The sequence below is a fragment of the Flavobacterium omnivorum genome (assembly GCF_900099915.1).
Lineage (GTDB): Bacteria > Bacteroidota > Bacteroidia > Flavobacteriales > Flavobacteriaceae > Flavobacterium > Flavobacterium omnivorum.
The window spans coordinates 17,960-44,413 of sequence record NZ_FNDB01000017.1; the positions used below are offsets into that span (position 1 = coordinate 17,960).

Annotated in this window: 23 protein-coding genes and 1 tRNA gene; 7 read left to right on the forward strand and 17 right to left on the reverse strand. The window is 33.6% G+C overall.

Going from position 1 to position 26,454, the window contains the following annotated elements; genetic code table 11:
- Positions 1-46 precede the first annotated feature (46 nt).
- From BLS90_RS13500 to BLS90_RS13565, 14 genes are all read right to left on the reverse strand, one after another.
- The gene (locus BLS90_RS13500) at positions 47-1,162 is read right to left on the reverse strand and encodes a VapE domain-containing protein (protein ID WP_091258548.1); all 1,116 of its coding nucleotides are present in this window, start codon (positions 1,160-1,162) and stop codon (positions 47-49) included.
- Between the two features lie 571 nt (positions 1,163-1,733).
- Positions 1,734-1,982: a hypothetical protein gene (locus BLS90_RS13505; RefSeq protein ID WP_175455488.1), complete on the reverse strand. Its 249-nt coding sequence runs from the start codon at positions 1,980-1,982 to the stop codon at positions 1,734-1,736.
- A gap of 72 nt (positions 1,983-2,054) precedes the next feature.
- Complete coding sequence (locus BLS90_RS13510) at positions 2,055-3,032, reverse strand: DUF3871 family protein (protein ID WP_091258550.1); 978 nt, start codon at positions 3,030-3,032, stop codon at positions 2,055-2,057.
- A gap of 208 nt (positions 3,033-3,240) precedes the next feature.
- Positions 3,241-3,906 (reverse strand): AAA family ATPase, encoded by a 666-nt coding sequence (locus tag BLS90_RS13515; RefSeq protein WP_245705115.1) that lies wholly within the window; start codon positions 3,904-3,906, stop codon positions 3,241-3,243.
- A 117-nt stretch (positions 3,907-4,023) separates the two neighbouring features.
- Positions 4,024-4,368, reverse strand: a complete 345-nt coding sequence (locus BLS90_RS13520; RefSeq protein ID WP_091258552.1) for a hypothetical protein — start codon at positions 4,366-4,368, stop codon at positions 4,024-4,026.
- A 268-nt stretch (positions 4,369-4,636) separates the two neighbouring features.
- A complete protein-coding gene (locus BLS90_RS13525) occupies positions 4,637-4,954 on the reverse strand; it encodes a hypothetical protein (RefSeq protein WP_091258554.1) in 318 nt (105 codons plus the stop codon).
- A 64-nt stretch (positions 4,955-5,018) separates the two neighbouring features.
- Positions 5,019-5,321, reverse strand: coding sequence for a DUF6804 family protein (locus tag BLS90_RS17160; protein ID WP_091258556.1), 303 nt, complete (start codon positions 5,319-5,321; stop codon positions 5,019-5,021).
- A 4-nt stretch (positions 5,322-5,325) separates the two neighbouring features.
- On the reverse strand, positions 5,326-5,895 hold the full coding sequence (locus BLS90_RS13535; RefSeq protein ID WP_220083880.1) for a tellurite resistance TerB family protein: 570 nt from the start codon (positions 5,893-5,895) through the stop codon (positions 5,326-5,328).
- Positions 5,896-5,972: 77 nt separating this feature from the next.
- Positions 5,973-7,772: a protein kinase domain-containing protein gene (locus BLS90_RS13540; protein ID WP_091258650.1), complete on the reverse strand. Its 1,800-nt coding sequence runs from the start codon at positions 7,770-7,772 to the stop codon at positions 5,973-5,975.
- A 13-nt stretch (positions 7,773-7,785) separates the two neighbouring features.
- The gene (locus tag BLS90_RS13545) at positions 7,786-10,317 is read right to left on the reverse strand and encodes an Hsp70 family protein (RefSeq protein WP_091258558.1); all 2,532 of its coding nucleotides are present in this window, start codon (positions 10,315-10,317) and stop codon (positions 7,786-7,788) included.
- Positions 10,318-10,339: 22 nt separating this feature from the next.
- Positions 10,340-11,242, reverse strand: a complete 903-nt coding sequence (locus BLS90_RS13550; protein WP_091258561.1) for a restriction endonuclease subunit S domain-containing protein — start codon at positions 11,240-11,242, stop codon at positions 10,340-10,342.
- Positions 11,242-12,945 (reverse strand): CFI-box-CTERM domain-containing protein, encoded by a 1,704-nt coding sequence (locus tag BLS90_RS13555; protein WP_091258562.1) that lies wholly within the window; start codon positions 12,943-12,945, stop codon positions 11,242-11,244. Before BLS90_RS13555 ends, BLS90_RS13550 begins: the two co-directional genes overlap by 1 nt.
- Positions 12,936-13,343, reverse strand: a complete 408-nt coding sequence (locus BLS90_RS13560; protein WP_091258564.1) for a hypothetical protein — start codon at positions 13,341-13,343, stop codon at positions 12,936-12,938. The genes BLS90_RS13555 and BLS90_RS13560 overlap by 10 nt, the downstream gene beginning before the upstream one ends.
- A 1-nt stretch (position 13,344) precedes the next feature.
- Positions 13,345-13,887 (reverse strand): SH3 domain-containing protein, encoded by a 543-nt coding sequence (locus BLS90_RS13565; RefSeq protein WP_139171432.1) that lies wholly within the window; start codon positions 13,885-13,887, stop codon positions 13,345-13,347.
- A 313-nt stretch (positions 13,888-14,200) separates the two neighbouring features.
- Here BLS90_RS13565 and BLS90_RS13570 point away from each other — a divergent pair, with 313 nt between their 5' ends.
- A complete protein-coding gene (locus tag BLS90_RS13570; RefSeq protein ID WP_262488580.1) occupies positions 14,201-14,374 on the forward strand; it encodes a helix-turn-helix domain-containing protein in 174 nt (57 codons plus the stop codon).
- 66 nt (positions 14,375-14,440) lie between these two features.
- Here the strand turns inward: BLS90_RS13570 and BLS90_RS13575 are convergent, their stop codons facing one another.
- The 3 genes from BLS90_RS13575 to rseP all read right to left on the reverse strand — a co-directional run bounded on the left by BLS90_RS13575 (position 14,441) and on the right by rseP (position 17,391).
- Positions 14,441-15,646: a site-specific integrase gene (locus BLS90_RS13575; RefSeq protein ID WP_091258570.1), complete on the reverse strand. Its 1,206-nt coding sequence runs from the start codon at positions 15,644-15,646 to the stop codon at positions 14,441-14,443.
- Positions 15,647-15,870: 224 nt separating this feature from the next.
- A tRNA-Asn gene (locus BLS90_RS13580) sits at positions 15,871-15,944 on the reverse strand.
- A gap of 103 nt (positions 15,945-16,047) precedes the next feature.
- A complete protein-coding gene (gene rseP, locus BLS90_RS13585; protein ID WP_091258571.1) occupies positions 16,048-17,391 on the reverse strand; it encodes an RIP metalloprotease RseP in 1,344 nt (447 codons plus the stop codon).
- A gap of 189 nt (positions 17,392-17,580) precedes the next feature.
- On the opposite strand from rseP, the gene BLS90_RS13590 reads away from it, so the two are divergent.
- From BLS90_RS13590 to BLS90_RS13615, 6 genes are all read left to right on the forward strand, one after another.
- Positions 17,581-18,648: an NADH:flavin oxidoreductase/NADH oxidase gene (locus BLS90_RS13590; RefSeq protein WP_091258653.1), complete on the forward strand. Its 1,068-nt coding sequence runs from the start codon at positions 17,581-17,583 to the stop codon at positions 18,646-18,648.
- A 124-nt stretch (positions 18,649-18,772) separates the two neighbouring features.
- A complete protein-coding gene (locus BLS90_RS13595) occupies positions 18,773-19,813 on the forward strand; it encodes a Gfo/Idh/MocA family oxidoreductase (RefSeq protein ID WP_091258572.1) in 1,041 nt (346 codons plus the stop codon).
- Between the two features lie 168 nt (positions 19,814-19,981).
- Positions 19,982-21,193, forward strand: coding sequence for an MFS transporter (locus BLS90_RS13600; protein ID WP_091258573.1), 1,212 nt, complete (start codon positions 19,982-19,984; stop codon positions 21,191-21,193).
- A 533-nt stretch (positions 21,194-21,726) separates the two neighbouring features.
- Positions 21,727-24,564, forward strand: a complete 2,838-nt coding sequence (locus BLS90_RS13605) for a carboxypeptidase-like regulatory domain-containing protein (protein ID WP_091258574.1) — start codon at positions 21,727-21,729, stop codon at positions 24,562-24,564.
- A gap of 10 nt (positions 24,565-24,574) precedes the next feature.
- Positions 24,575-25,930, forward strand: a complete 1,356-nt coding sequence (locus tag BLS90_RS13610; protein WP_091258575.1) for a DUF5689 domain-containing protein — start codon at positions 24,575-24,577, stop codon at positions 25,928-25,930.
- A gap of 60 nt (positions 25,931-25,990) precedes the next feature.
- A complete protein-coding gene (locus tag BLS90_RS13615; protein ID WP_091258576.1) occupies positions 25,991-26,452 on the forward strand; it encodes an FKBP-type peptidyl-prolyl cis-trans isomerase in 462 nt (153 codons plus the stop codon).
- Positions 26,453-26,454: the final 2 nt, after the last annotated feature.

Below are 26,454 nucleotides of genomic sequence, written 5' to 3' on the forward strand. Positions count from 1 at the left end.
TAATGGACTAAAAAGAGTTGAAATATACCTACCCTCCATGCCCTTCCTACCCATTATTTTTAATTATCATATACTTCCAACTTCCTTTTATCTTCTTTCTTGGAAAATCTTTTGAAGTCATTATTTTTCCTATCTGCTGGACATCAATTTTTAAATAGGTTCCTTTTTTTGATTTTATATAATCTGCAATTTCTGTTGCATTCATATATTCCACCTTGTCAGTATCACTAGGAATAGTAAATAATTCTTCAATCCAACCAACTTCTTCGGATGACTGAATGAACATTTTATTGTTTTCTTCTAATGGTAATACATCTTCTTTATCAAAATGGTATTTAAAATCTTTGCTTTTTAGTAAATGAATAGCTTGGCTATAAACTAAATCCAGATTTATTTGATGTTGATAGTCAATTTCTGTAGCTTCAAAACACAGAAATCTTCTATTTCCAGTTACATCCATTAAAATTTCATTGTGATTAGAACTTCCGACAAAAGAAGCTCTACGGATATAATCTTCGGTAAAATGTGCATATGCTCTTCTTTCAGTAATAGTGCTTTTTGTAATCATTTCTTTAAAAGCTTCTATTTGTTTTTTGTTGAAAGCAGCTAACTCATCGAGGTTTATGATAAATTTCTCAGACATCAATAACGTGGTGTCTTTATTGGCAGGATTGATTACTCCACTATAAAAATAATCTTTCAGATTATTTGGCATTAATTTTTGAAACCATGAAGTTTTTCCAATTCCTTGTTTACCAGTAAAAATTAAAACGGTTTGATTGGTGGTATCATCCTCTATTGAGCAAGCTACTGTTGCAACTAACCATTTTTTAAATGCCCAATAAAAATCTTCATCGTTGGTAGTTTTAACTGTTTTGCATAATTCTAATATATAATCTTTTTTCGTATCCCATTTAGGTAGGTTTTTGAAATAGTCCTTAAAAGGATTTTGATTAGTTACATAATCAGATTCCAATAAACATTTCAAATCTGATTTAGTTGCGGGTATAGAATTATTATTTAATTCTCTTTTTATGGAATTAAGTTTGTAATCTTTTAATAATAGAAACTTTTCTTTGGCCTCCTTATCCTTGTAATATGTCCTATTTAAGATTTCATTAAATTTGAAAGAGTATCTTTCGTTTAAGTATTGTTCAATCATAATATTGATTTTTTTATATTCTCTTCATTCTCATTTCATCTGTCGTTCTTCCACTAGGTAGAGAAGATAACCGTGCTGTATTCAATACTATTTTATTGAACAGGGAGATTCAATACTGTTCGATTTTTAATCGAGTATTGAAATTGGAAATATGTATTTTTTGAGGTTATTACATAGGCGTTGATTTTTAAAATTGAACAATCGTTTTAAATGTTTTTAAGGGAATTTTTCAGCTCCAATGAAGTTGTAGGAGCATTAGAATGATGAGAACCATCATTTTTTAACAATACAAAGGTACGCTATTTGACACCCTAAAATCAACAAAACAGTACGTTTTCTGCGTTCTGACTATATACGGTAATAGCATAAATATTTTATTCGGACCCAATTTATTCCTGTTTTCAAACCCATTTTACTCTTAAAATTCAATTTAACAACCACAAAATTTATACTTGTGGTTGTAAATTGACATTAGCTAATACGTTTTCAGGGGTTTTTTGATAAAGCTGAAACCGTCTCAAAAGTCTCAAAAGTGGTTTTTATACAAAATACAGCATAACAGCTTTGCTTTTTACATGATAATATCAAAATGATGATAGTAAAATGCTTGATTATCGATGATATACACCGTTTTTAACTCGTACGTAACCTTTATTTCTTGCACTAAAACAATTTGCCCTTTCTTTAACGCTCCAATTTCTTGTAAAACTCTTACTCGAAAAGGACAAAACAACCGTTTTAGTACATTATAATACGTAATTACATAGATTTCTCGTGGAGAACTATACATTAATAGCTCTGCCAACTCTTTTTTTGTCATTTTTATGGAATATATTATTGTATTTTAGAGGGTAAGCTTGTTACCAATTATCACAAAAAATGCTATATTATATTAATGTATGAAATAGTTTGATTCCTCCTTTTCAATGGCATTTAATAGGTAGTTCACATATGCATAAACATTCGAACTCCTTTCGAGATTACTATCAATGTAGGTACTCTTGTTGGCTTCAGTGAACAGGTTGTACAGATTCCAAAAGCTAATTGTATTATTCTCTGATTTAGAAAAGTGTTTATCGATATGATAATCTCTGATAACAATATTCAGTTGAGTATCGTTCATAGCTAACGGGAATAGGTTCTGTTTCTCTTCTTTACTTAAATAAGGAAATAGTTTCATCTTACCGATAAGGTGTGCAAATTGAATTTCAGTTAAGGAGTACCTAAACATTCGTTCCATATTAATCAAATGCTCTTTTTTTTTGTAATTATTAATCAGTTCATAAATCTTGGATTTTAATTCCATAATTGAACTGACACGAAGATCTTCTTTGAGTCCATCGGTAGAAATACAAAGGTTAGTACAAACAGTATTTTGAAATCCTACAAACACCTTAAATTTCTCCATAGATTTTTTACTGAAGAGATTTTCTTGGTTGTAACTTCTAACTCCGCCAATGGTTAGATTGAGTTTGTTTCCATTGATAACTTCACTAATTTCAGGCACTTCAATAATGAATGCCATTCGCTCGTAATAAATGGTTTTTTCATGCTCTAGGAGGTCTTTTGCAGGCTTTCCAATGGCTGTTGGAATTCTGCCTTTCAAGACGTGAGAAACCCTTATATCGGGCTTTAAAATGCCTTTGTAACTCAATATGTCTTCCACAACTTCTTTAGTGCTTTCGATAAATTGACTGTGACTTATTGTAATTTCATTGTCCTTTCCCCAAACGGGAACGGTACATTCATTTTTTAGATGATTCAACGAAACTTCCGTGGAATTTCCTTCAATAAAATTACGTTTAGGAAATACAATTACTTCCGTTTCATCAATAATTTGATGTTCCTGATTATTTAATACTAAATTCATTTTCTTGAGGATTTAAGTTTTGAATAATTTCTTCTTCGTAGATTAATTGTGCTGAAAGATTATCAAGCACTTCTTTTCTAGCCATCACTACAGGATATAGCTCTGTACTTAGATTTGGGTATTTCCCATAAACTTGTTTTAATGCATCAGGTGTTTCACATGCATTGATTTCTTCTTTTATTCTATCAATCGATATGCCTTGATTGCATCAGTCGATCAGTTTTTTACCAGTCGATGAGTTGATTATAAATTCAGGTTTTCCCATAAACAAGCCAGTTCTATCTTTAGATGCTGACACGAGATGATTATCATTTAAAAGCTCAAAATGAGTTGTCAATTCATAGAGGTAACCTTCGCGCGTAATTTCCTTTACACCCAATTTCATCACTTTCGTTTTACCATTACTATCCTTATCGAGACTGTAATCAACCTTGCTTCTCGTAGTTGTGATAACGTGACACTTTGATTGAATGATTGCATCTATAAAAGAATTATGACGAGGAGTCACTTTTGCCCAATCTTGGAATCTTCCGCCTAATTGTTCGTGAATCTCCAAACAACCTGATTTTCCTTGCCACTCATGACTGATAGAATCAATAATGATAATTTCTATGTCTGATTCCTCACATAGCTTAATAGCCTTTATATAGCGTTCTGGGCTGAATGGTTCTTCGAGTGATAGCACGTTAAAATCTCCTAGATGGGAATAAAGACTTGCGGATTTGTTTTCTGTATCGATCAACGCAATTTTGTTCCAATCGTTTGTTATCCCGTAGGCTAATAATAATGCGGAATAGGTTTTACCAAATCCACTAGGTCCTGAAAGTCCGATGCGTAATTTAACTTGATGGCGTTCTGCCTTTTGTAATTTCATAATTTCATAATTTTAAAATTTAAATGTTTTTAATAGGTAGGCTTGTGAATCCACATTGTGTTAAACAAAAAAAGTCTCCGTATTAGGGAGACCTTTATCTGTGTTTTTCAATAATGTTTAAGCGACAAACTCTTCTTCAATGACTTGATCTTTGATTATTTCGTCAGTATCTATTACATACTCATAACGATAATCTAGTTTAACAATCTCGCCAGTTTCCTTAATCGTGTATTGATAAGGCTCACTTTTAACTTTTCTAATAATTCCTTCAAATTGAGAACCAACTAGACTTCTACAAGTTATTTCATCAAATGTTGCTGGAACATTTGCAGTTCTAGCTGTAAAATAGACCTTTCCAGTTGCTTGGCTTTTAACAGGTTCAATTCCGCCTTGTAATACCAATACTAAGAAGCTTTCTCCGTCTTCTTTTTCAATAGACTTGTAATCTACAATTGTAACCATAGTTTTAATAATTTATAAGATTAGACAATATCGGGAAACCCGCAAAGTTTGAACAAGGTGGAGTGATGAATCTAATTCCAACGTGTTTTAGGGCGCGTATATTCCCAAAACATAATGGAAGTCGGGGTATGACTCTTACTTAAGTTACACATGCTTTGAAAAAAAATTTGGAAAAAAAATTTTGTGAAGATTTTGAGCTTATTAAAGCAAAAGAGCAACCGTTATAGTTGCTCTTGGATTAATTTAATGGTAATTTAGTAGTTCTTGACTAATAGAACATGTTAATTGCAAAGTCAAAAGAATACTGCTTACAATTTGGGCATAAATTATTGGTTTGATTTAGTTCTAAAGTAAAATTTTGGTAGACATTATTGTTGCCATTGTCACCCTTTAATTGCTTATCAGTATAAAATAGATAGAGTGGATTATTTTTCTCTGTAATGTAGTTTACATTTTCAAAGTATCCAGTTTCTTTGTTTATAGCAGGAACAGGGCAGTTTTCATGATAATTAAACCGTCCTCCACCATAATTAAAATCTGTTTCAAAATTGCAATTTCTACAGTTAGCATTTAATATTTGTCCCATAATCTTGTGCTATAAATTGATGTAAAAAAGATATTTAGATGTTTCTATTACTACTGTATGTAAATCAGTTTGTTTTTTGCTTACGATTTAAAACTAAAGATATGATTAAACCAATTCCAACTATCAAATCAACAACATTCCAGATTGTTCTACCTAAAGCAATTTTAAAAAATGGTTGAAATAAAATTGCTAATCCTATATAAACAAATGCTTCGTTCTTCTTGTTGACTTCATTGGAAGAATAAGCCAAATATGCAAAGCCACACATCGAAATAAATCGAACAAATTGGTAATAACCATATGGCATATTAATAAGGCACAACAACAATAATATTGCTAAACCTATCTTAATAAAAGAGTTATTCATTTTCTTAAATATCTAATTTGATATGTTCAAACTGAGGTAATTCAACGGAACCTAAATAGTTATTTATTAATTTATCTAATTTACTTCCTGTATGAATATCTTCTTCTAAATAAAATTCTAAATCAGGATATATAGATAAAATGATTTCATCAGTAATATTAAGGCACTTACGCATTGCCTTGAAAAATTTTATTTCGGAATATTCAATAACTTCATCAGCATTAATAGTTTTTATTGCAAAGTCGATTATACTTAATTCTTCGTCTTCTGATAATTCAGTATTGTTTAATAAATCAAAATAATATTTAATAAATTCTGTACCGCGTTCGTTTATTTTTGTTCTGAGAATATTGATTTCTTTACCGAAATCAAAATCAATAAATAAAGATGATTCCGCACACAATTCTTTGATTTTTTTAACTTCTTTTGGAACTATTTTACCGTCAGAAGCCATACAGCAGAATGCTGTTTTTAAAAGTAATTTGTCAAATGTTATCGTTTCCATTTTTATTTTTTTATTGGGTTGCACTAATGTTTTAATAATTTTTCCAACTGACAATCCTGTTTCTATCAAAAACAAACTCTGATTTTGCCGCTTTTTGTCGCTTTAAAATCTAATATTAATTTGTTTTCATTTCGATTAATATTTATTTAAAAACCAATTTTTGTTCTTGCATCAGAATTATCTTCTCCAACTTTCTCTTCAATTTTTCGTCTTATCGCCTCATATTTTTTCAATTCGGAAAGTTCTACTGTGGGTTTTTGATTATTGATAATAAATGTCATTATTTCCATCGAAATACGTTTTGATTTATCCCTAATTGTTTTACGTGATGCCTCGTCAATTAAAAGTTTAATATCACTTGAAACATAGTTTTCTGTAAGATTTGACAATATTGTGTAATCAATACCAAAATCAAGTGGTCTATCTTTTAAATACAATTCAAACATTGCTTTTCTAGCTTCAAAATCAGGAGGAGGAATATAGAACCACTTTTCTAAACGACCAGCTCTTAAAGCTGCTTTATCAATAGTATTAGGCTTATTAGTAGAACCTATAACAAATACACCTGATTCCCCAATATTATCTAACTGAGAAAGAAACTCGTTAACTTCTCCGCTTTGGCTTTGATTGTTTACAATTTCTCGGCTGGGAACCATTGCATCTAATTCGTCAAAATATAAAATTGTTGGAGCTTGTTCTCTTGCTTCCTTAAATAGTTTTCCAATTTTTTCTTGAGAGCCGTGAACGTAAATACTTGCAAGGTCTGAGGAAACAACTTTTATAAAATTGTAACCTGCTTCTTCAGCAAATCGTTCCGCAAAAAAAGTTTTACCACAACCAGGAGGGCCATACAACAGCATTCCGTTGGGTAATCCTAAATTATGTTTTTTATATTCCTCAGGGTTTTCAATAACATTGATCACATCGTTTTGCAATTGCTGTTTTAGATTTGACATTCCCGCAATTGCACTAAAACCCTTACCCTTTTTAACTAATGTTGATTTAGACTTTTCTACTTCCTTATTTAATTTTTTTTCAGAACTTTCTTTTATTTCTATTTCGCCATTAATAGCCTGAATAAACTCATTGGCTGATTGAAAACGATTTTCTGGATCTTGTTGCAATGCTTTTTTAATGATTTTTAGGATAGATTCATCAAAGTCGACTATATCACTTTCAATATTTGGAAGTTTTAGAGGTTTCTTACGTTCTTCTACTATAACTTCTTCCATTTTTACTCTGTCTGCCTTATACTTTGAAATATCTTTAAACCAAGGCGCCATACCAAAAAGCATATGATACATTACAGCTCCAACTGAAAATAGATCTGATTGCGGAGAATACAGATTGTTGAAACATTCAGAAGCGACATAGTTCAAATTTAATCCTTCTTTGTCAAAAGTTTTTGTAGATTGATGAAATGAGCGAGCAAATCCAAAATCAATTATTATGGGTTGAGGAATTTCTTGTGATAAGTCAAGCATTATATTTTGAGTCGTAATTTCATTATGAATTATTGGCTCAGGTAAATTGTGTAAATAATTTAATCCATTTAAAATTCCTGTAATAATTTGCTTCACATCATAGATAGTAGAAATGGGATCTCTAGATATGCGGTCAGACAATGTTTCCCCTGCAATGAAATTAAGCACCAAGAAGCTAAATTTCTTACCTTCATAAATTAATTCTCCATCGTCTTTGTATGCAACAATATTTGGATGTTTAAATGATTTTATAAATTCTATTTCAAATAAGTTATTTTCAACATCAAATGCAGAACGTTGCAGTTTAGCATAATTAAAGAGTTTTAATAAATAAAGTTTACCATCATTTCCTTTTACTCTATACGTTTCCGCATTATTACCTTTCTTAATGAAAAACAATACATTATACTTTCCATTTACAGAAAAATTCTTTGGTAATATACTTTGCTTTAAAATATCCATACTATTTGTATTACTATTCTGGAGTTTCTGTTGGACCTTCAGCATCAATTCTCAAATCCCATATTTGGTGTAAAATAGGTCTTAGGTCTTTGGTTCTTCCATCTGCTATTAATTGAAGTCCTTGATTTATTAATTGTCTAGCTTTAGTTTTATCCTTCCATTTTAGTGTGTTAAATTCTCTATCGTGGTATTTAATTTTATTAACGTCCATAGCACCACCTGATACCTCATTTCTTATTTCAGTATCTAAAGAATCAATTTCATCAGTAAGTTCTTTTGCCGTTTTTATATTTTTATCTTTAATAATTTGCTCAATAGTTGATTTATATTCCTTTATATGATTTTCTAACTGATTTAAATTTAAATCTTCCCCGTCGCTGTTTTCTTTTATTTTCTTAATTAAGTTTTCAAATTCGTAAAAAGAGTCTTTTAATTCTTGTTGCACTTTTGGCCATTCGGTTTCTTTTTCAGCACTGTCCAATTTCAACAATTCTTTTCGCAAATCATTTTGGATTTTCATTCTACCGTCAGGACTTCCGCCTTCTCTTTCTAATTGCTCCTCTAAATTTACTAACACATCCTTTATTTCATTTGCACTTACTTTACTAGCAGTTTTTTTTGCATTTGTAATTGCTTGAGCTAAAAATTCTTTTTCAGGAGATTCTGTTGGTTTTATTTCAAGTTCAAGTTCTTCGGTGTAGTTTAATAAAGGGAAATAAGCACTGAACTGCATTATCTGTGATTTATCTACTTTTATGGTTATATCAACATCACTACCTTCTGGCAGAAAAGCAGGTAAATTTTCTCCAGTGATGACAACTTCATTTATTAAATTATTTAATAATGGATTTGTTCCTTCCGCATCATAATCCCCTTGATATATAGGAATTCGTATAATGTCACTAATCATTCCTGGTCTAATTGCACTTCTTGTTTTTAGACCATTTTCCACCCCTATAGCTGGGACCCTTTTAGTTTTTTCTAATCCTTTAATTGGAAAAAATAAATCTTTTTTTTCTGACCGATAGTGTCTTCCAATTCCAATATGATAGGGTAGTACTTGCATACCTTCCAACCCACCAATTCCTTGAAGTATGCTAAATTGGTTTGGTTGACATTCTAATTTGTTACCTTGTTCATCATAAACTTGAATTTCGAATGAATTTGACCTACCTTCTGCTAAAACTAAATCTATTAAAGAAGCTTTTTCACTTATGAGCTTTTTTCCACTTGACCAGGCTTCGTCAGATCTAATTATATCTGCAAATATTTTTTCAGGAAAAGTTCCTGTTGTTTTTTCTTTTAATACTTTCAAATTTATCATTACATCTACTTCAACTGAAGTGGCTTCATATTTAAGATCTAATTGAAGTTTAGTTTTATCTCTTGTTCCTTCTTTTACTTCTTCTGAAACTGAAATGGTGGATGCAAATAATGCAGCGCCTTTAGCTACAACAGTCATTGGATCAACAGTAGTGTCTACTTTGTCAGTTATTTGTTCTTTTAGCATTCTTCTCAAAATTGGCGAATAGGTAGGGCCACCAACAAGAATTAATGCTCCAAGATCTGAACCTTTTAAATTATTCCTTTTTAATAAATCTTTTGTAATATCAATTGCTTTTTGGAAAATAGGGCCCAAAACATTTTCCATATCCTTTTGAGTAACTAAGACATCGATTTCAGGTTCATCCCCATTATCATCCTCAAAAGGAAGGTCTCCTAAATTTGATAAAACATTGTGTGAATCCTTAAAAGATAATTGGATTTTAGCTTCTTCTGCATAAAATTTTACAGCATTTCTTAGAATTTCTTTTTTATCTGTGTCTTTCAAAACACTTTCTATCGCAAAATTTTGTTGCAAGTTTGGAATAATGATTTGATCAACAATTGCTTCATCTAAATTTTTACCTCCAAGCCAGGCATCCCCACCTGTATCTTTAACGGATAAAATACCTTCTTCTGCTTTTATTAATGCAGCATCAAATGTCCCACCTCCAAAATCAAATACTAACCAAAATCCATCTTTGCTTTTTGAATCTAAACCATAAGCAGTAGCAGCAGCTACAGGTTCTTGTAAAAGCTCTATGTGTTTAAAGCCTAGTAGTTTAGCTGCTTTTATTGTCGCCTCATTTTGGGGATTAAGAAATTTTGCGGGAACGGTTATTACAATGGATGAAATATTTTCATCTTTTATAACTGATTTTAGTGTTTTTAATATTTCAGCAGATAATTCTTCTGACGAAAAACTTTTTCCCATATTAGAGCTTTCATAGGTATGAGTAGTTCCCATTGTTCTCTTGAACTCGAAAAATGTATTAGTTTGGCCATTTTCAAAAGTTTTCAAAGCTCTTGCGTTATCATTTTTCATAGTATTATAGGCAGCATCTCCTACGATAACATCTTGCTTTTTATTAAAGTTAATACAAGATGGAAAAGTATCTTTTAAAGTGCCAGACTTTTTAATAGTAGGAATTCCATTCTCCATTCTTGCAATTGCAGAATTTGTTGTTCCTAGGTCAATGCCGTAATCAATTTTATTTCTCATTTTTGTTAATTATTTTTTGTTATTAATAGCCAACAGAAACTTCTATCTGTGCTGTTTGAATCATTTTATCATTGTAATTTACTTGTGGGATTAGAACTTTAGTGATGATTTCTGAATCCTTTTCAAGGTTTTCATCTGGAATGGAACTGGTTACTATTACCTTCATACCTTGATGAAATTGCTTACCTAATAGTACGGGCATTTCATAACCATTGGCCGAAAGGTTGTCTTTAAGATTTGAAATAGAATTTCTTAAATTTTTTATTCCTTTAACACTTTGATCCATTCTATTTAAATTGTTTTCCATTACATTTATCTGGCTAGATAGTTTAAGGGCTAAAGAGTGGTCAGGTTCTAGATTTGGAGAGTTCTGAACAGTTGTTTTTTGTTGCTCAATTAAATGTAATTGTGTTTCCATTAACTCTGTTTGTTTTCCAAACTCTTTGACTAAACTTTCTTCAATAGAAGATTTTGTGTTGTTTAATTGGTCAACTAGATTTAACTTGTCAATTTTCTGACGTTTGTTAATAAGCCAGAAAAAAAGAGCCGATAGTAGAATCGCTATTAATACTGCAATTATCCCGTAGAACGAATTTTTGTTTAAAGATATACCAACTGCCGATATTTTTTGGTTTGATTTTGATTCAGAAGTTTCAATTTTAGAAATCAAATTGCTTTTAGTTTGTACTATTGAATTACTGATTGAGTCGGATTGCTTTTGTAAATTATCAATATTTGTAAAAGCATTCGAAACTTTTGAATTGATTTTTACAATATCACTTTTGAGTTTGTTGTTTTCAGATTGAAGAATGCGAATTTTTTCGTTTAAAGGAATAATCTTTTTTTCAAATTCTTCTTTAGTTATACTTTGAGCAAAAGTTCCAAGAATAGAAAACAGAAGTAATACAATGGTTAGTTTTTTCATTATTTAATAAGTTTTATAAATTGATTTAGAATTATGCGTATAGCATTATTAATTTCCTTTTTTTCTTTTAGTTTTTCAACCAGTTTTGGTGAATAGTGGTAATAAGTTTTAATGAACCATCTACCAAATGCAGATTTATCTAAAACATCATCTCTGAATTGTCTCAAGATCAATACTTGTGGATGTTCATAATCACCATAAGCCATAGTTGCAATATAACAACCGCTACTACCACCCGTATTTGCCAATTGAGATTTTATACTTGACAACGCTGTTTTATTATTGTTATATTGATTTCTAAAATTTTGATTCAAATCCATATTTCCAATTATTAAAGAAACATTCCAAGCTTCATTAACTTTAGTTTTTAACTGACTAATTATGGCTTTTTTGGTAGCATTATCATAGGAACTATTTAATCGGTCTTGAAGTTTGTTCATTTCTGAAACGCACATTGCTTGTGCATTGGAAGCAATGCGGGAACTTAGTCCTAAATATAATTTATCCGAACTTCCTAAAATTGATTTAATTTTGTCTAAATGTGGTTTAGTCGTGGATAAAAGTATTGATCCGTTTAAGATAGTATCACTTTTAGTTTCATTAGCTTCAATAATATCTTCCAGTCTTTTAAAATCAAATGATATTTTTTTAAATTTTTCTCTATCAGCTCTACCATTTATATATTCTTCAACTAATGGTGTACTTTCATTAATTCTTTCTTTTACAACACTCCCAAGCACAATAGATATTGCTTTTTTATTGAGATCTAAAGCTATTTCACCAACTTCAGTTTCCGTTTCATAGAAATGATTGAACATTGTAATACTGCATTGCAAAATTTCATTTGCTACTTTGTCAGATATGGAAATAAATTTAATGCTTGACGTTCCTAATATAGATTTAATTAATGCTAAATCTTTTTTGGTGTAATTATATAACTTTTCCCCAAAATCGCCTGCTTTAGCATTATTTTCTTTTTGTTTCTTTCTTGTTTCTTCAATTTTTTTCTCAATTTCTTCAATAGGTTTCTGAATAAATTCATTCAAGTAATCTGTCTTAGCAGTAAAATCTTGTTTACTTAGTATTTCAATGAATTTATCAGAAGAAATCCCATCGTGATTATCTATTTCCGATTTCACTTGATTCAAAAATTGAATCTGAAGTTCTTTTTTGGTTGTTTTAAAAGTAACATCTGCTGCCAAAGTTTTAAAATCTTTAATATAGTCGCTTTCCAAAAATTTTAATTTTAAATCAAGGCCTTGTTCAAATAAGATTGAATTAATGTTCGCCCCATTAAAAGAATTACAAAACAATAGTACTGAGAGGTTATGATATGCAGAACTGTTACTAAGGTTGATTTCTGAGGTCCCAATTCGTTTTTTCCAAGTTTCTATGGCATTTTGATGGTTATTTTCTTTTATAAAATCAAAAGCAATTTCATCAGTTACTTCATTACCTTTATAAAACCAGAATAAAGCAGCATTAACACGATCATTATCCAAATTTAATTTTGAACTGGCATCATTAACTCTGTCAATACTTCGATTTAAGGAGCCAATCAAAGGAAAGCTAAAATCTTCGGGAACATCTGCTCCTGCATCAATATACATTTTTAGTTTTTGCGTCTTTGTATGTTCTTCCTTTGTTGAAGTACCAACTAATATTCCAATTATTCTATATGGGTTATTTAAAACTAATTCCATCTTCTTTTCTCTCTAAGGTTATTAAAATCAATATATGTTTGCGACTTAATAATGTCTTTTTTTAATTTAGAATAATAGCTCGACTTTTCAGATAGATAACCAAAGTATGAGAAAAATGTTGGTAGTAAATTAAAGATAAAAGTACTTCCAATAATAAAAGCGGGAATTCCAAAGACCCAATTAATCCATTCTGCAATGTCAAAAGAAGCTACTGCGCCACACATAATTCCAATCCCAAGAAACTTTAATTCGGTATTAAATGTTTCAATAAAACTTGAAGTGGGGTTTATATTTAATTTGGGATTCGCATTTAGAAGTTCTTTCAAGGTTTTATAATCCATTTCTGCCAAAGCAGATGGTATGTTAAAATTGTAGCTGGTATATTGTATTTTTGCCATATTATCTTCTACTTGTTACTATATAAAACTGCCAAGTATATGTGCGATTATTTTCAAAATTCTTTACACCAACATTTGGCACAACACCAGGCGCAGAGGCTCTAAAATCATAATCACCAGGATTTAATGTAATGTTTTTAATTTCTTTTGGTGAAAACCGATATACTTCGGAATTTAATTTTAAAGTCATCGTAATACTGGTATTGTTAAATATTGTGGCCTCAGCATCATAGCTTGCTGAATTTCCTGAAGCTGAAATGAAACTGCCATTACTTTTGTTAACCACTTTGCCAACTTTTACATATGATTTATGCACATATCCTTCTTTGTCAGTTGCTATATCTATGATATTATAGTAATCATTTTCTGTTTCAAGAGAAATAATAAAGATTTGTGTTTGGGATTTTAAAGAGCTGATGATATTATCATTTGAATTGGATCCTTCTCTGAAGTTTACCTGTTTTGTGATTTTTCCTAGGTAGGATTGGCTATAAATCACATTTGATATTAAAATAAAAAAGATTAAATGCAGTATTGTTTTCATAGTCAAAATGTTTAATCTTATTTTTCTATTTGGGGTAATTCTATTAAACTCAATATTAACACTTTTTTTAACACTTTTTTTAACACTTTTTATCAAATTGAATGAAAAATTAGGCAAATAAATGAAACCTTTAATTTGGCGTAAAGCTATATGCTTTTAAAAATGTTTCTTTACGGTTTTCCACATTCAATAAAAATAAAACACGGTTATCTTTTAGGATAACCACATTAATCAAATATAGAACAAATTTTGACTTATCATAAAAGATAATTAAGATTTAAGAAATTCTTTACAAATAAAGGTTGGCAAGCGTATTCAGGAAATCAGAATTGAGAAAAATATATCTCAACAAGATTTGGCTGCGAAGTGTAACTTTGAGAAGAGTAATATGTCCAGATTAGAAACGGGAAGGGCTAATGCAACTCTTTCAACCCTTGAAATAGTTTCCAAAGCTTTAGAAGTTGATGTGATAGAACTTTTCAAATGAATAGATAGTTTTTTTAATAGAAAATATCCTGACCAACAATAACTCGTGCTAAATCAGGATAATATCTTATTTTAATTTTACAGCAAGGTTTTTTATTGCCTCACTAACTTTCTTCTGCACTACCTTACCGTAACTTTCCTGTGTAATAACCATGTTTGAATGTCCTAGAAGTTCTGATACTATTTCCATTGGAACATCATTATAAAGTAAAACTGTAGAGGCAAATGTTTTCCTAGCAATGTGGTGCGTAAGACGTTTTTCAATTCCAGTTACATCTGCAATCTCTTTTAAATATGAATTGAATTTTTGATTGCTTATTGATGGGAATATGCGGTTACTATCAGTTGAGTATTTCTCAATAATTTCTTGAGCCTTTGGTAGAATTGGAATTGAGATTTGACGCTGTGTTTTCTCTCTCTTCATCTGAATCCAGTTAATGTTGTCAAAACCTATTTGGATGTTCTTCTTTTCAAGATTTGCCATTTCATTATAGGCTAGTCCTGTATAACAACAGAATATGAATAAGTCTTGAATTGTGCTTAATCTTTTTTGTTGCAATACTGCTTCTTCAAGGGTTTTGAGTTCTTCTGTAGTAAGGAATATAACCGTTTTACGGACTGTTTTAGACTTGTGAAGTATAAATGGATCTCTATCCAAATAGCCTTCTGAAATAGCCTGTTTTATTGGCGTTCTTAGCCTTTGAATGGTTTTGTTGATAGTAATTTGTTCTTGCTTCTTTTCTGTTTTTAAATAGTAGTCAAAATCACTTAGAAACTGTAGACTTAGTTCTTTTAGGGGGCAATCTGTTTTTTTATATTTCCATTTTAGGAAAGCCTCTAAATGATTGCCTACATAAACGAACTTGTTATAGGTATTGTCTTTGATTTCTAGTCCTACTAGTTTTTCGATTTTGGAGAGATACTGTTTGTAATAGGATAGAATAAATTCACTTTTCTTTAGTTCTTTTCCTAAGTATTTATCGTGAATGTCCTCAACAGAAAAAGGGCTTTCCTGTAATCTTAAAATCATGTAGATGCTATTGATCTTTGATTTTATCTTATCCAATTGAGAGTTGTATAGAATTGCAGATTTGTGGGATTTTAGAATTACTTGGTTTTTGGTATCCCAATGCTCGGACTCAATATTAATACCTGTGCTGAGCTGTTTTCTGTTCCCATTTAGGGTTAGTCGGCAAAATAATGGAGATTGATTCTTCTTGTTTTTTCTATTCTTTCCTTCAATAAATAGAATTTTGAAATTGTCTGTTGTCATAACTTTTTGTTTTAGTCAGACATGCAATTGGTTACGATAAAAAAAGTGATGCCTTTTAGAAAAAGAGATGATGCCTAATATGTTGCCTTTTTTTGCAAAATAAGTTGGCAAGTTGGCAGAAGTCAAAAATTCTCCTTTCTCTACTAAACCATCGTGAAGCCCTGCTTTCACTAAAGCCTTAAAACAAAAAAGACCTTACATTGCTGTAAAGTCTTTTTAAAAAGCTCCCTCTCTTGGGCTCGAACCAAGGACCCTCTGATTAACAGTCAGATGCTCTAACCAACTGAGCTAAGAAGGAAACTGAGCGATAAAAACTAACCTTCGTTACATCTCTAAAGCGGTGCAAAGATAGGCTATCATTTGGTTTGTGCAAATAAAAATCAAATTTTTTTTAATTTTTTTTACTTCCCTACAATTGCCTTGTAAATGTCGTTTCCGTTAGCAAATAGTAATAGTGTTATAAGTAATACGAAACCAACCATTTGTGCGTTCTCTAGGAATTTATCACTTGGTTTTCTACCGCTGATAATTTCATATAATAAAAACATCACATGACCTCCGTCGAGTGCTGGAATAGGCAATAAGTTCATTACCCCAAGCATAATTGATAATAAAGCCGTGATATTCCAGAATACTTCCCAACTCCATGTATTAGGAAAAATATCAAATATGGCTTTAAAACCACCTACTTGTTTGTAAGCGCCAGTGCTTGGACTGAAAATCATTTTTAACTGCTTGCCGTATCCTATTAATTGATCTTTTCCTTTTGTGATTCCTACTGGAATCGATTCTAAGAAACCGAATTCTTGTTTACTTACTTTGTAGTAGCCTAATTTTTCCATGGAAGCAATACTTAATCCGGCAAGGTTAACTCCTAACATCCCATCGTTGTTTACCGTAACTTGTATTTGTTCTTCTTTTTGATCGCGCAATACCGTTGCAGGAATGGTTTTTCCTTTATTGTTTTCTAATATGGTTTTTGCCTGGTCCATGTATTTTGCAGCTTGACCATTAAGGGTAACTACAACGTCTTTGGCTTGTAATTCTTTATTGGTAGATTCGTCATTATTCGAACCAATGACAAACGGCCTTCTGATGTCCAGTAAGGTTCCTTTTTCGAATTTTGATAATTGATCTACAAAATCAATTGGCATTTTAATCGCTTGTTCCGCTCCATTTCTTATTATAAGAACTTCTTTTGCCATGATCACTTTCATCGTCAGATCATTATCAAATTTGACAATTTTCTCACCATCTACAGAAACAATATGATCTCCAGTTTGGAAACCTACGTTTTGCATCGCCTTGTTTTCTACCAGCAAGCCATCTTTTAAATCTTCATTAGCAATAAAAGTATCGCCATACGCAAATGCCATTCCGATATATATAATGAAAGCCAAGATAAAATTGACCGTTACGCCACCTAACATGATAATTAATCTTTGGTAAGCTGGCTTAGATCGAAATTCCCAAGGTTGCGGGGGCAAAGCCATTTGTTCCTTGTCCATACTTTCGTCAATCATTCCAGATATCTTCACGTAACCACCAAGAGGCAACCAACCAATTCCGTATTCGGTTTCGCCAATTTTCTTTTTGATAAGGGAATATTTAACGTCAAAAAATAAGTAGAATTTTTCGACTCTGGTTTTAAACAGTTTAGCAGGAATGAAATGTCCTAATTCGTGAAGTATAATCAGTAATGATAAGCTCAATAAAAATTGAGAAAGCTTTATAAATATGTCCATTGTTTAATTTAAGTTCTTTTATAACTGACAAAAGTAAGGTTTTCTATTTGTTTATTTTGCAATTATTGTTCCATACCGGTTTAAATGTTTGTTAATTATTGGAAATTCAATCCCTCTTTTGGCCGCTGTCCCGTAACTTTACTTTTTGAAACGAATATTTCTCGTTTCGGTCACTTTAAAATCACTTGTATGTCTTCAAAATTATTTTCTCCTCTTCAAATACAAAGCATTACCCTCAAAAATAGAATTGCTATTTCACCAATGTGCCAATATTCGGCCCAAGATGGCTTTGCCAATGACTGGCATCTCGTACATTTAGGTAGTCGTGCCACTGGTGGCGCAGGATTAATTATTCAAGAAGCCACGTCAGTTTCTCCCGAAGGCCGGATTTCACCAGAAGATTTAGGTCTTTGGAAAGAGGAACAAATCGAAAAAATGCAGCAGATTAATCAATTTATTGTCAGTCAAAACTCGGTTCCCGGAATCCAATTGGCGCATGCCGGCCGAAAAGCCAGCGCAGCATCACCATGGAACGGTGGTAGGAAAGTACCCATTGCGCAAGGGGGTTGGGATACCGTGGCTCCAAGTGCTGTGGCGTATCACGAAGACGAAGAAAAGCCAATTGCGTTAGATAAATTAGGTATTCAAAAAGTAATTACTGATTTTAAGTCAGCTACTAAAAGAGCGGTGCAAGCTGGGTTTCAGGTGATGGAAATTCATGCGGCGCACGGGTATTTGATGCATCAGTTTTTATCGCCATTGTCTAATTGTAGAACCGATGAATATGGTGGATGTTTTGAAAACCGAATCCGTTTGACACTTGATGTTGTAGCAGCAGTTCAATCAGAATGGCCAGCTAATCTGCCTTTATTGGTTAGAATTTCGGCTACAGACTGGGCAGAAGGTGGTTGGAATATCGACGAGTCTATACAGCTTTCGAAAATTTTAAAAGAAAAAGGGGTGGACTTGATTGACGTTTCCTCGGGTGGAGCGGTTTCACATCAACAAATTCCGTTAGGACCAAATTACCAAGTCCCTTTCGCCAAAAGCATTAAAAAAGAGGTCGAAATCCTAACAGGCGCAGTTGGTCTTATTACCGATGCTGTTCAAGCGGAAGAAATCATTGCATCAGGAAAAGCAGATTTAGTGTTATTCGCCAGAGAATCTCTTAGAAATCCATATCTCGGTTTGACATTCGCCCATGATTTAAAAGCAGAAATCGCTTGGCCTAAGCAATACGAAAGAGCTAAAAAATAAATAATAAACGTATCATTTTTGTCATTCACACGAAGGAGGAATCTCATCAAGTAACTCACATAACGTAGATTCCTCCTTCGTCGGAATGACAATTTTCAGAATAAATCGTATAAAATATACAACAATGCAAAAAATAAAAACAGCTTTACTCTCTTACGGAATGTCTGGCAAAGTATTTCACGCTCCATTCCTCGCATTTCATCCAGGCTTTGAGCTTCTTGGTGCTTGGGAACGCAGTAAAAAGCTGATTCATCACGATTTTCCAGAGGTGAAAAGCTATGAGTCAATAGAAGAATTGTTAGAAGATGATGTTGATTTAGTCATTATAAATACGCCGGTGGAAACGCATTATGAATATGCAAAACAAGTCCTTTTGGCTGGAAAACACGCCATTGTCGAAAAAGCATTTACGACCACCGTGGCACAAGCTCAGGAATTAGCGGCTATCGCCAAAGAAAAAGGAGTAAAACTAGCCGTGTTCCAAAACAGAAGATGGGACAGCGATTTTAAAACAGTACAAAAAATTATTTCGGATAAAGTATTAGGTGAAATCGTGGAAGCCGAATTTCATTTTGATCGCTACAATCCGCTTTTGAGTCCAAAGCAACACAAAGAAACTGTAAATTCTGGAGCCGGAATTCTGAAAGACTTAGGACCACATTTAATTGATCAGGCACTGTGTTTGTTTGGTTTACCGCAATCGGTTTTTGCTGATATTCGGATTACCAGAGAGCATTCGTTAGTGGATGATTATATAGATATTCTACTGTATTATTCTAGTTTTCGAGTGCGTTTAAAAGCCGGTTTTTTTGTACGCGAAGCAATTCCGGCTTATGTCATTCATGGCAAGAAGGGTTCGTTCCTAAAACCACGTGGTGATGTACAGGAAGACGAATTGAAATTAGGAAATAAACCAAATTTAGAAATGTGGGGAACGGAGTCCATCGAAAAACGAGGATTGTTGCACACTGAAATTAATGGAGAAATTGTTCAGGAAATTATCCCCACACTTCAAGGGAATTATTATGATTTTTTTGATGGGGTTTATCATTCGATAATAAATGACGCTATAGAACCAGTATCGGCTCAAGATGGTGGGCATGTAATGCAAATTATTGAAGCTGCAATCCAAAGCAGTGCTCAGAAAATGGTAATTGACCTATAAAATATACCGCGAATTCGCTAATTTCTATACTTTTTTAAAAATTAGCGAATTCGCGGTATTTACTTTTTATAAACAATAACGTTGTATTTTTCCTTAAATGTGTTGCTTTGACACAAACAACGATTGCTTTTTGTAATTTTGACGCTTTAAATGCTAAAATAAATCACTTTGATAGATTTAAACTTTTTAGGAAGGTTACGAACAAAAGCCAAGTTAAAGAAATCATATAAGGATGCGAAGATTTCCTATTTGAACCGAATCCGTTGGGCGGTTTCGATGTTTTATTTTGGGATGGGTTTGTGTTTTGCCACTTGGGCCAGCCGAATCCCAGATATTAAAACGACCTTGCATTTAAGCGAAGGCGATTTAGGAAGTATTTTATTCGCTTTACCATTAGGACAATTAGTAATTATGCCTTTTTCTGGGAAATTGGTAACCCGTTTTGGCAGCCACCGCATCTTGATATTTTCTCTTTTATTGTACGTTTTTAGCATGACAAATTTAGGTTTGGCTGCAGCGGCTTGGCAACTGTCATTAGGCTTATTCGTCTTTGGAATCTTTGGGAATCTATCTAATATTGCCGTCAACACGCAAGGTGTTTATACTGAAGTACTGTTCAAAAAAACTATCATGTCCTCCTTTCATGGGATGTGGAGTTTTGCCGGATTTATGGGAGCACTCGTGGGATTGGGCATGTTAGCTTTTGAACTCTCGCCTTATAAACACTTTCTCATTGTGGCCGGAATCGTATTTTTGATGATGGCTTTCAACTACAAATTTTTAATCAAAGCCAAAGAAATCAAGCAAACCGAAAAGAAAAAGTTATTCTCAAAACCAGATAGTGCGCTGCTTTGGTTGGGCGTAATTGGGTTTTGTTGCATGGCAAGTGAAGGAGTCATGTTTGATTGGAGTGGCGTTTATTTCAAGGACGTCATCAAAGCCCCAGGACCATTAGTGATTTTGGGTTACACTTCTTTTATGATTATGATGGCAGGCGGACGCTTCTTAGGAGACGGTCTGATTGGTAAATTTGGTCGAAAAACGGTCTTGCAAATCAGTGGAATTATGATTTCGGCAGGACTATTTACCGCCGTATTTTTCCCGTTTGTCATTCCCGCAACCATCGGTTTTATGTTGGTTGGGTTGGGTGTTTCTACAATTGTACCCACCGTATACAGTGTGGCTGGAAAAAATCCAAATGTTTCTCCTAGTGTGGCGCTAACGACCGTTTCCAGCGTTAGTTTTCTAGGTTTTTTGATGGGGCCACCTATTATTGGATATATTGCGGAGCTGTCGAGTTTGCGTTTTTCGTTTGCCTTTATTGGCGTTTTTGGGATATTTATTGCCATCATGGTATCACGTATCAAAGCAATAGCGTAATATTTTTTTCAGGAGCAGCAACAGTATTTTTTATAAGATCGTGATGTCCCGCTGTTCGCAGTATCTTTTTTTAAACGCATTTTGTGTTGTTTTCAAGAAGTTCAATTCTCCAAGCGTTTATAAAAAAGGATACTTGCTACCATCGCGGCTATACAGTTCGTTTGTTTTGCTAAGAACTTTTTCCAAAAATAGGTGCTAAAAGTTCTGTCGTAAAAATAATTTACTTGAAAATCAATAGGTTAGTATTTTTTGTTTATATTTAACATTAGAATTCTTTCATGCGTTAGTACAATTGAATGCTGAATAGTAAATACCACTTTTTGCAGCAGCATCTTATTTAGGGTTTATACCACTTTTCCAAAATTCACTTTTAGTTATTTAAAGTTGCTATCCTTTATTGGATACCCTTCTTTATGCTTTTAGTTCAATCTTTAAGGATGCACTTAAGGGTTGAACTTCTTGCATAAGAGAAGGAAAGCAAAGTTTTTATTACTGTCAATTTTACTAAATATAACCCCTCATCTGTTGAATACATGAATAAATTTTACATTGTTTTCTTTCTTGTCTTTCAACTTGGAGGTATTAATGCACAAAATAACACTGGAATTTTTGGAAAAGTAGTGGATTCCAAAACCCAAAATCCATTGGGATTTGTAGTTGTGAGTATTCAAAATTCGTCATTAATGCAACTCACAAAAGCCGATGGTAATTTTAGTTTTGATGCTGTTCCTGCAGGAAATATCTTGTTACTAGTGCACAGTCAAGGATTTCAAGACGGCCTGTATCCTATCGAAATCACTGCTGGGAAAAGGCTCGATTTAGGAACGATTGCGCTCGAAGAAGACCAATCTATTGAGCAACAAAGTAGTATTATCACACTTATCGAAAGTGACTTTGGCGAGGATAACAGCAGTTCCGAAAGTACTTCTGGTCTTCTGCAATCGTCCCGGGATGCTTTCTTGCAAGCCGCTGCTTTCAACTGGGGACAAGCTCGTTTTAGAGTGCGGGGATTAGACAGCGAACATTCCACAATGATGATTAATGGCGTTTCCATGAACAAAATTTATGACGGAAGACCACAATGGGGCGAATGGGGCGGATTGAATGATGCGCTTCGCAATCAGGAATTCACTTTGGGAACTGCGCCATCGGATTATACCTTTGGTGGCATTTTAGGAACGCAGGAAATCAATACACGAGCTTCTATTTACAGGCCGGGTTCCCGAATCTCATTTTCAGGTACCAATACCAATTACAGTTGGCGTACTATGGCAACACATGCTTCCGGGATGAACGCAAGAGGATGGGCTTTTGTAATCTCAGCAGGAAAGCGCTGGGCGAAAGAAGGTTATTTTGAAGGAACTAATTATGATGCGAATTCTGTTTTTATAAGTCTCGAAAAAAAAGTAAGCGAACAACATTCCTTGAATCTAACCGCACTGTACACACCCAATTCCAGAGCTAAAAACTCACCAAACACAGCCGAAGTAACACAATTGACCAATGTAAAATACAATTCCTATTGGGGTTTTCAGGATGGTGAAAAGAGAAATGCCCGTATAAAAACGATAGAGGAACCTACGATAATGTTGAATCATTATTTTAAAATCAACGATAAAGCCAATTTGAATTCGAGTCTGATGTATCAATTTGGAACAATTGCCAACAGCAACATCGATTATCAAAATGCTAATAGTCCGGATCCTACGTATTACAGAAAGATGCCCAGTTATTACAGCTCGCTTTATGCACCGGATAACGGAGAATTTTCGGGAGCATTTACTCCGGATTATGAAAATGCAGAGAAAAGCAAAGCTGCATTTCTAGCCCATCCACAAATTGACTGGAAGGCATTGTATGAGGCCAATCAAAATCCTGTTTTTGATTCCAATGGCATAATTACAGGCTACGAACCTACAAAAAGCAAGTACGTTTTGTATGAAGATCAAGTTGAAGATGAAACGGCGGTGGCCACCACAAATTTAAGTGTGTACTTATCGGAACATATCGCTCTCAATGCAGGAGCGTCTTTTAAAAAAGTACAATCACAGCATTCTCAGCAGCTTTTAGACTTGCTAGGCGGCTCTTATTTTGAAGATATTGATGCATTTTATGGCGGAAATCAGTCTCAATCTGATTTAAATAATCCAGACCGCCAAGTAGTGGTTGGTGATACATATGGATACAAGTATAATTTTTATGCCAATACTTTAGATGCTTTTACCCAGTTTAAGTTTACCTACAGTAAGGTAGATTTTTATTTGGCTCAAAATTTTTCAAAGAGTAGCTATCAAAGAGAAGGTTTGTATAAAAACGGTATCTATCCCAGCAATTCCTTCGGGAAAAGTGAGAAAGTGACATTTGAAAACTTTGGCTTCAAAGCCGGATTGAATCTAAAAATTTCGGGTAAACAATTGGTAACTTTCAATGCAGCTCATTTGACGAAAGCACCGTCATTACGCAATACTTTTGCAAATTCAAGAGTAAATAATTCAATTGTTGACGGGCTCGAAAGCGAAAATAATAGTAGTTTGGATGCTAGTTATGTGTACCGATCTCCAAAATTGAAAGCCCGATTAACCGCCTATTATGCTTTACTTAAAAATGCCACTCAGATTTCCTTTTATTACGCCGAAGGAATTTTTGATGATGGCGCAGGTTATTTGAATACCGATGCTTTTGTAAGTCAGACTTTAACGCAATTGAATAAAAAGAATATCGGAGCAGAATTCAGTTTGGAATACCAACTAAGTCAAACGTTTAAAACCACTTTTTCAGCTGCATTTGGCGAATATACGTATGACAGTAATCCAAAAGTGACGTTGATTAATGATGCGCAAGCTTCAGTGGACAATACGAGTCCGGTTTTTGATTTTGGAACCGCGGCACTCAAAAAGTACAAGCAAGCTGGAATGCCGCAAAGAGCCTATTCCGTAGGAGTGGAATACCGAGACCCTAAGTATTGGTGGATTAGCGCTAACATCAATTACCTGACCAATAGTTACATCGATATTTCGCCCATTTCCAGAACCGAAATATTTTATAAAAATCCTGCCAGTGGTTTTAACTTTCCGGAGGCGACAGAGGAACGAGCAGCACAACTGCTTCAACAAGAAAAATTTGACCCCACCTTGTTGCTTAATGTTGTGGGCGGAAAATCGTGGAGAATCTATGGGAAGAATGTTGGAGTTTTTGCCAGCATCAATAATCTGCTCGATGTTACTTATAAAACAGGCGGTTACGAGCAAGCTCGAAATGCAAATTTCAGAGAAAGAAACCAGGATGTTTCTAGCGGTACGCCTTCTTTTGGTCCCAAATACTTCTACGGATACGGCCGAACGTATTTTGTGAATCTGTATATCAATCTTTAAATTAAAGTATATGAAATCAACATTTTACAGCATCTTTATAGTATTACTAATGCCATTCACCTTCAGCAATTGTGTGACTGATGATATTCCAGCACCCAAACTCCTATGTACACAACCAGATTTAGTGCCCAATAAAGCAGTGGGTGAAGTTCACGCCACTGCAAATGCTATTGTCACACAACACAAATACGATGATATTATCGAGGCGTATGTAGTTTCCAGTGATGAAGCTGGGAATTTTTTTAAGTCGATTTCCTTTCAAACTTTGGCAACAGCCACAAAGCCGGCTGTAGGATTTAGCGTTCCCGTGGACGCAACCAACTTGTATATTGATTATAGATTGGGCAATAAAGTATACATCAAGTTGAAAGACCAATACACCGATATTTCCTTTGGTGGAATGCGTATTGGAAGCATTTTTGTAAATTCCTACAATGAAGGTGGCGTGGGGCGACTTTCGCAAAATGATTATAAAAAGGTATTGAATGCGTCTTGTACCAATGTAAAAGAGGAAGTTTTAGTGCGGTCCTTATCAATGTCAGAAGCATTAAATGATTCCAATTTGAATACTTTAGTCGAGCTGTCTGACGTTCAGTTTTCAGCGGCTGCAATAGGTCGTAGGTATTTTGAGGAAACCAATAATGTAGGCGGTGCGACCAATTGGGGTTTGCTAGATAAATTAGGGAATCAAGTTTATTTTAGAACCAGCAGTTTTTCTGATTTCGCCACCAAAGTAGTGCCCGGTGGCAGCGGTAAAGTAAGAGGAATTTTGACTAAATACGGAACGGACTATCAATTACTTCCCAGATCCGAAAAAGATGTGGTGATGACCGGAAAGCGAGCAGTCCCTTTTTTCTCCGAAGATTTTGAGACAGTAATAGATAAATCGAAATTGAGTTTACCTGCTTGGGCTAATTTGGTTCAAAAAGGAACACTTTTCTGGAAAGGAACAGTATATTCAGGTAACGGCTATGCCGAATTTAACATCACAGGAACTAAAGTTGTTTCGAATGTAGCTTGGTTGATTTCGCCCAAAATAGACATGGACGTTCACACGAAAGAAGAATTAACTTTTAGAACCGCTCAGCATCATTTAGATGTAGACTCTCCATTAAATGCGTTAGACGTTTACGTTTCAACTAATTTTGATGGGTTGAATGTGACCTCTGCCACATGGACTCCTTTAGTTATAAAATTACCCAATCAGGCCACACCTTGGTATCAATTTATAGGAAGTGGCGCCATTGATTTATCTTCGTTTAAAGGCAAAATTAATATCGCTTTTAGGTACACTGGATCGGGGAAAAATTTGGCTTTGGATGGTGCTTTCCAATTAGATGATGTTCAGGTTTTTGGGGATAAATAATTTTTATAAAAGACAAGAGTTGAAATCACTATATTTGCCCTTCTTAAAAAAACACACATCATGAAATCTACTTTATTAGCACTTGTTTCTTTATTATTTGTTTCTTGTTTATCGGATAACGAACCATCTAAACCTGTTGATTACACGGTTCAAAACGAAAAAGAAATCGTGGATTACATTGCCAAAAATAATTTGACCGCCATAAAAACCGATTCAGGTTTGTACTATGTGATTAATGAAGCGGGAACTGGAACTCAACCAACAGCTTCATCTAATGTAACGGTAGCGTACAAAGGGTATTTTACTAATGGAAATACTTTTGACCAAAGCAATGCTTCAGGAATTTCATTTGGTTTAAACCAAGTGATAAAAGGATGGACAGAAGGTATTCCGTATTTTAAAGAAGGTGGAAACGGAGTTCTTTTGATTCCTTCTCATTTAGGGTATGGAAGCAATGGAAGCGGACCGATTCCAGGAGGATCTGTTCTTGTTTTTGATGTAAAACTGATTAAAGTAAATTAGTT

What these genes read in the sequence shown, in the direction of transcription:
- BLS90_RS13565 (WP_139171432.1), bottom strand. Translation starts at nt 13,887, where the DNA reads ATGAAAACAATACTGCATTTAATCTTTTTTATTTTAATATCAAATGTG.
- BLS90_RS13500 (WP_091258548.1), bottom strand. Translation starts at nt 1,162, where the DNA reads ATGATTGAACAATACTTAAACGAAAGATACTCTTTCAAATTTAATGAA.
- BLS90_RS13560 (WP_091258564.1), bottom strand. Translation starts at nt 13,343, where the DNA reads ATGGCAAAAATACAATATACCAGCTACAATTTTAACATACCATCTGCT.
- BLS90_RS13510 (WP_091258550.1), bottom strand. Translation starts at nt 3,032, where the DNA reads ATGAATTTAGTATTAAATAATCAGGAACATCAAATTATTGATGAAACG.
- BLS90_RS13520 (WP_091258552.1), bottom strand. Translation starts at nt 4,368, where the DNA reads ATGGTTACAATTGTAGATTACAAGTCTATTGAAAAAGAAGACGGAGAA.
- BLS90_RS13540 (WP_091258650.1), bottom strand. Translation starts at nt 7,772, where the DNA reads ATGGATATTTTAAAGCAAAGTATATTACCAAAGAATTTTTCTGTAAAT.
- BLS90_RS13550 (WP_091258561.1), bottom strand. Translation starts at nt 11,242, where the DNA reads ATGAAAAAACTAACCATTGTATTACTTCTGTTTTCTATTCTTGGAACT.
- BLS90_RS13545 (WP_091258558.1), bottom strand. Translation starts at nt 10,317, where the DNA reads ATGAGAAATAAAATTGATTACGGCATTGACCTAGGAACAACAAATTCT.
- BLS90_RS13505 (WP_175455488.1), bottom strand. Translation starts at nt 1,982, where the DNA reads ATGACAAAAAAAGAGTTGGCAGAGCTATTAATGTATAGTTCTCCACGA.
- rseP (WP_091258571.1), bottom strand. Translation starts at nt 17,391, where the DNA reads ATGGACATATTTATAAAGCTTTCTCAATTTTTATTGAGCTTATCATTA.
- BLS90_RS17160 (WP_091258556.1), bottom strand. Translation starts at nt 5,321, where the DNA reads ATGAATAACTCTTTTATTAAGATAGGTTTAGCAATATTATTGTTGTTG.
- BLS90_RS13515 (WP_245705115.1), bottom strand. Translation starts at nt 3,906, where the DNA reads ATGAAATTACAAAAGGCAGAACGCCATCAAGTTAAATTACGCATCGGA.
- BLS90_RS13595 (WP_091258572.1), top strand. Translation starts at nt 18,773, where the DNA reads ATGCAAAAAATAAAAACAGCTTTACTCTCTTACGGAATGTCTGGCAAA.
- BLS90_RS13575 (WP_091258570.1), bottom strand. Translation starts at nt 15,646, where the DNA reads ATGACAACAGACAATTTCAAAATTCTATTTATTGAAGGAAAGAATAGA.
- BLS90_RS13525 (WP_091258554.1), bottom strand. Translation starts at nt 4,954, where the DNA reads ATGGGACAAATATTAAATGCTAACTGTAGAAATTGCAATTTTGAAACA.
- BLS90_RS13615 (WP_091258576.1), top strand. Translation starts at nt 25,991, where the DNA reads ATGAAATCTACTTTATTAGCACTTGTTTCTTTATTATTTGTTTCTTGT.
- BLS90_RS13605 (WP_091258574.1), top strand. Translation starts at nt 21,727, where the DNA reads ATGAATAAATTTTACATTGTTTTCTTTCTTGTCTTTCAACTTGGAGGT.
- BLS90_RS13590 (WP_091258653.1), top strand. Translation starts at nt 17,581, where the DNA reads ATGTCTTCAAAATTATTTTCTCCTCTTCAAATACAAAGCATTACCCTC.
- BLS90_RS13610 (WP_091258575.1), top strand. Translation starts at nt 24,575, where the DNA reads ATGAAATCAACATTTTACAGCATCTTTATAGTATTACTAATGCCATTC.
- BLS90_RS13555 (WP_091258562.1), bottom strand. Translation starts at nt 12,945, where the DNA reads ATGGAATTAGTTTTAAATAACCCATATAGAATAATTGGAATATTAGTT.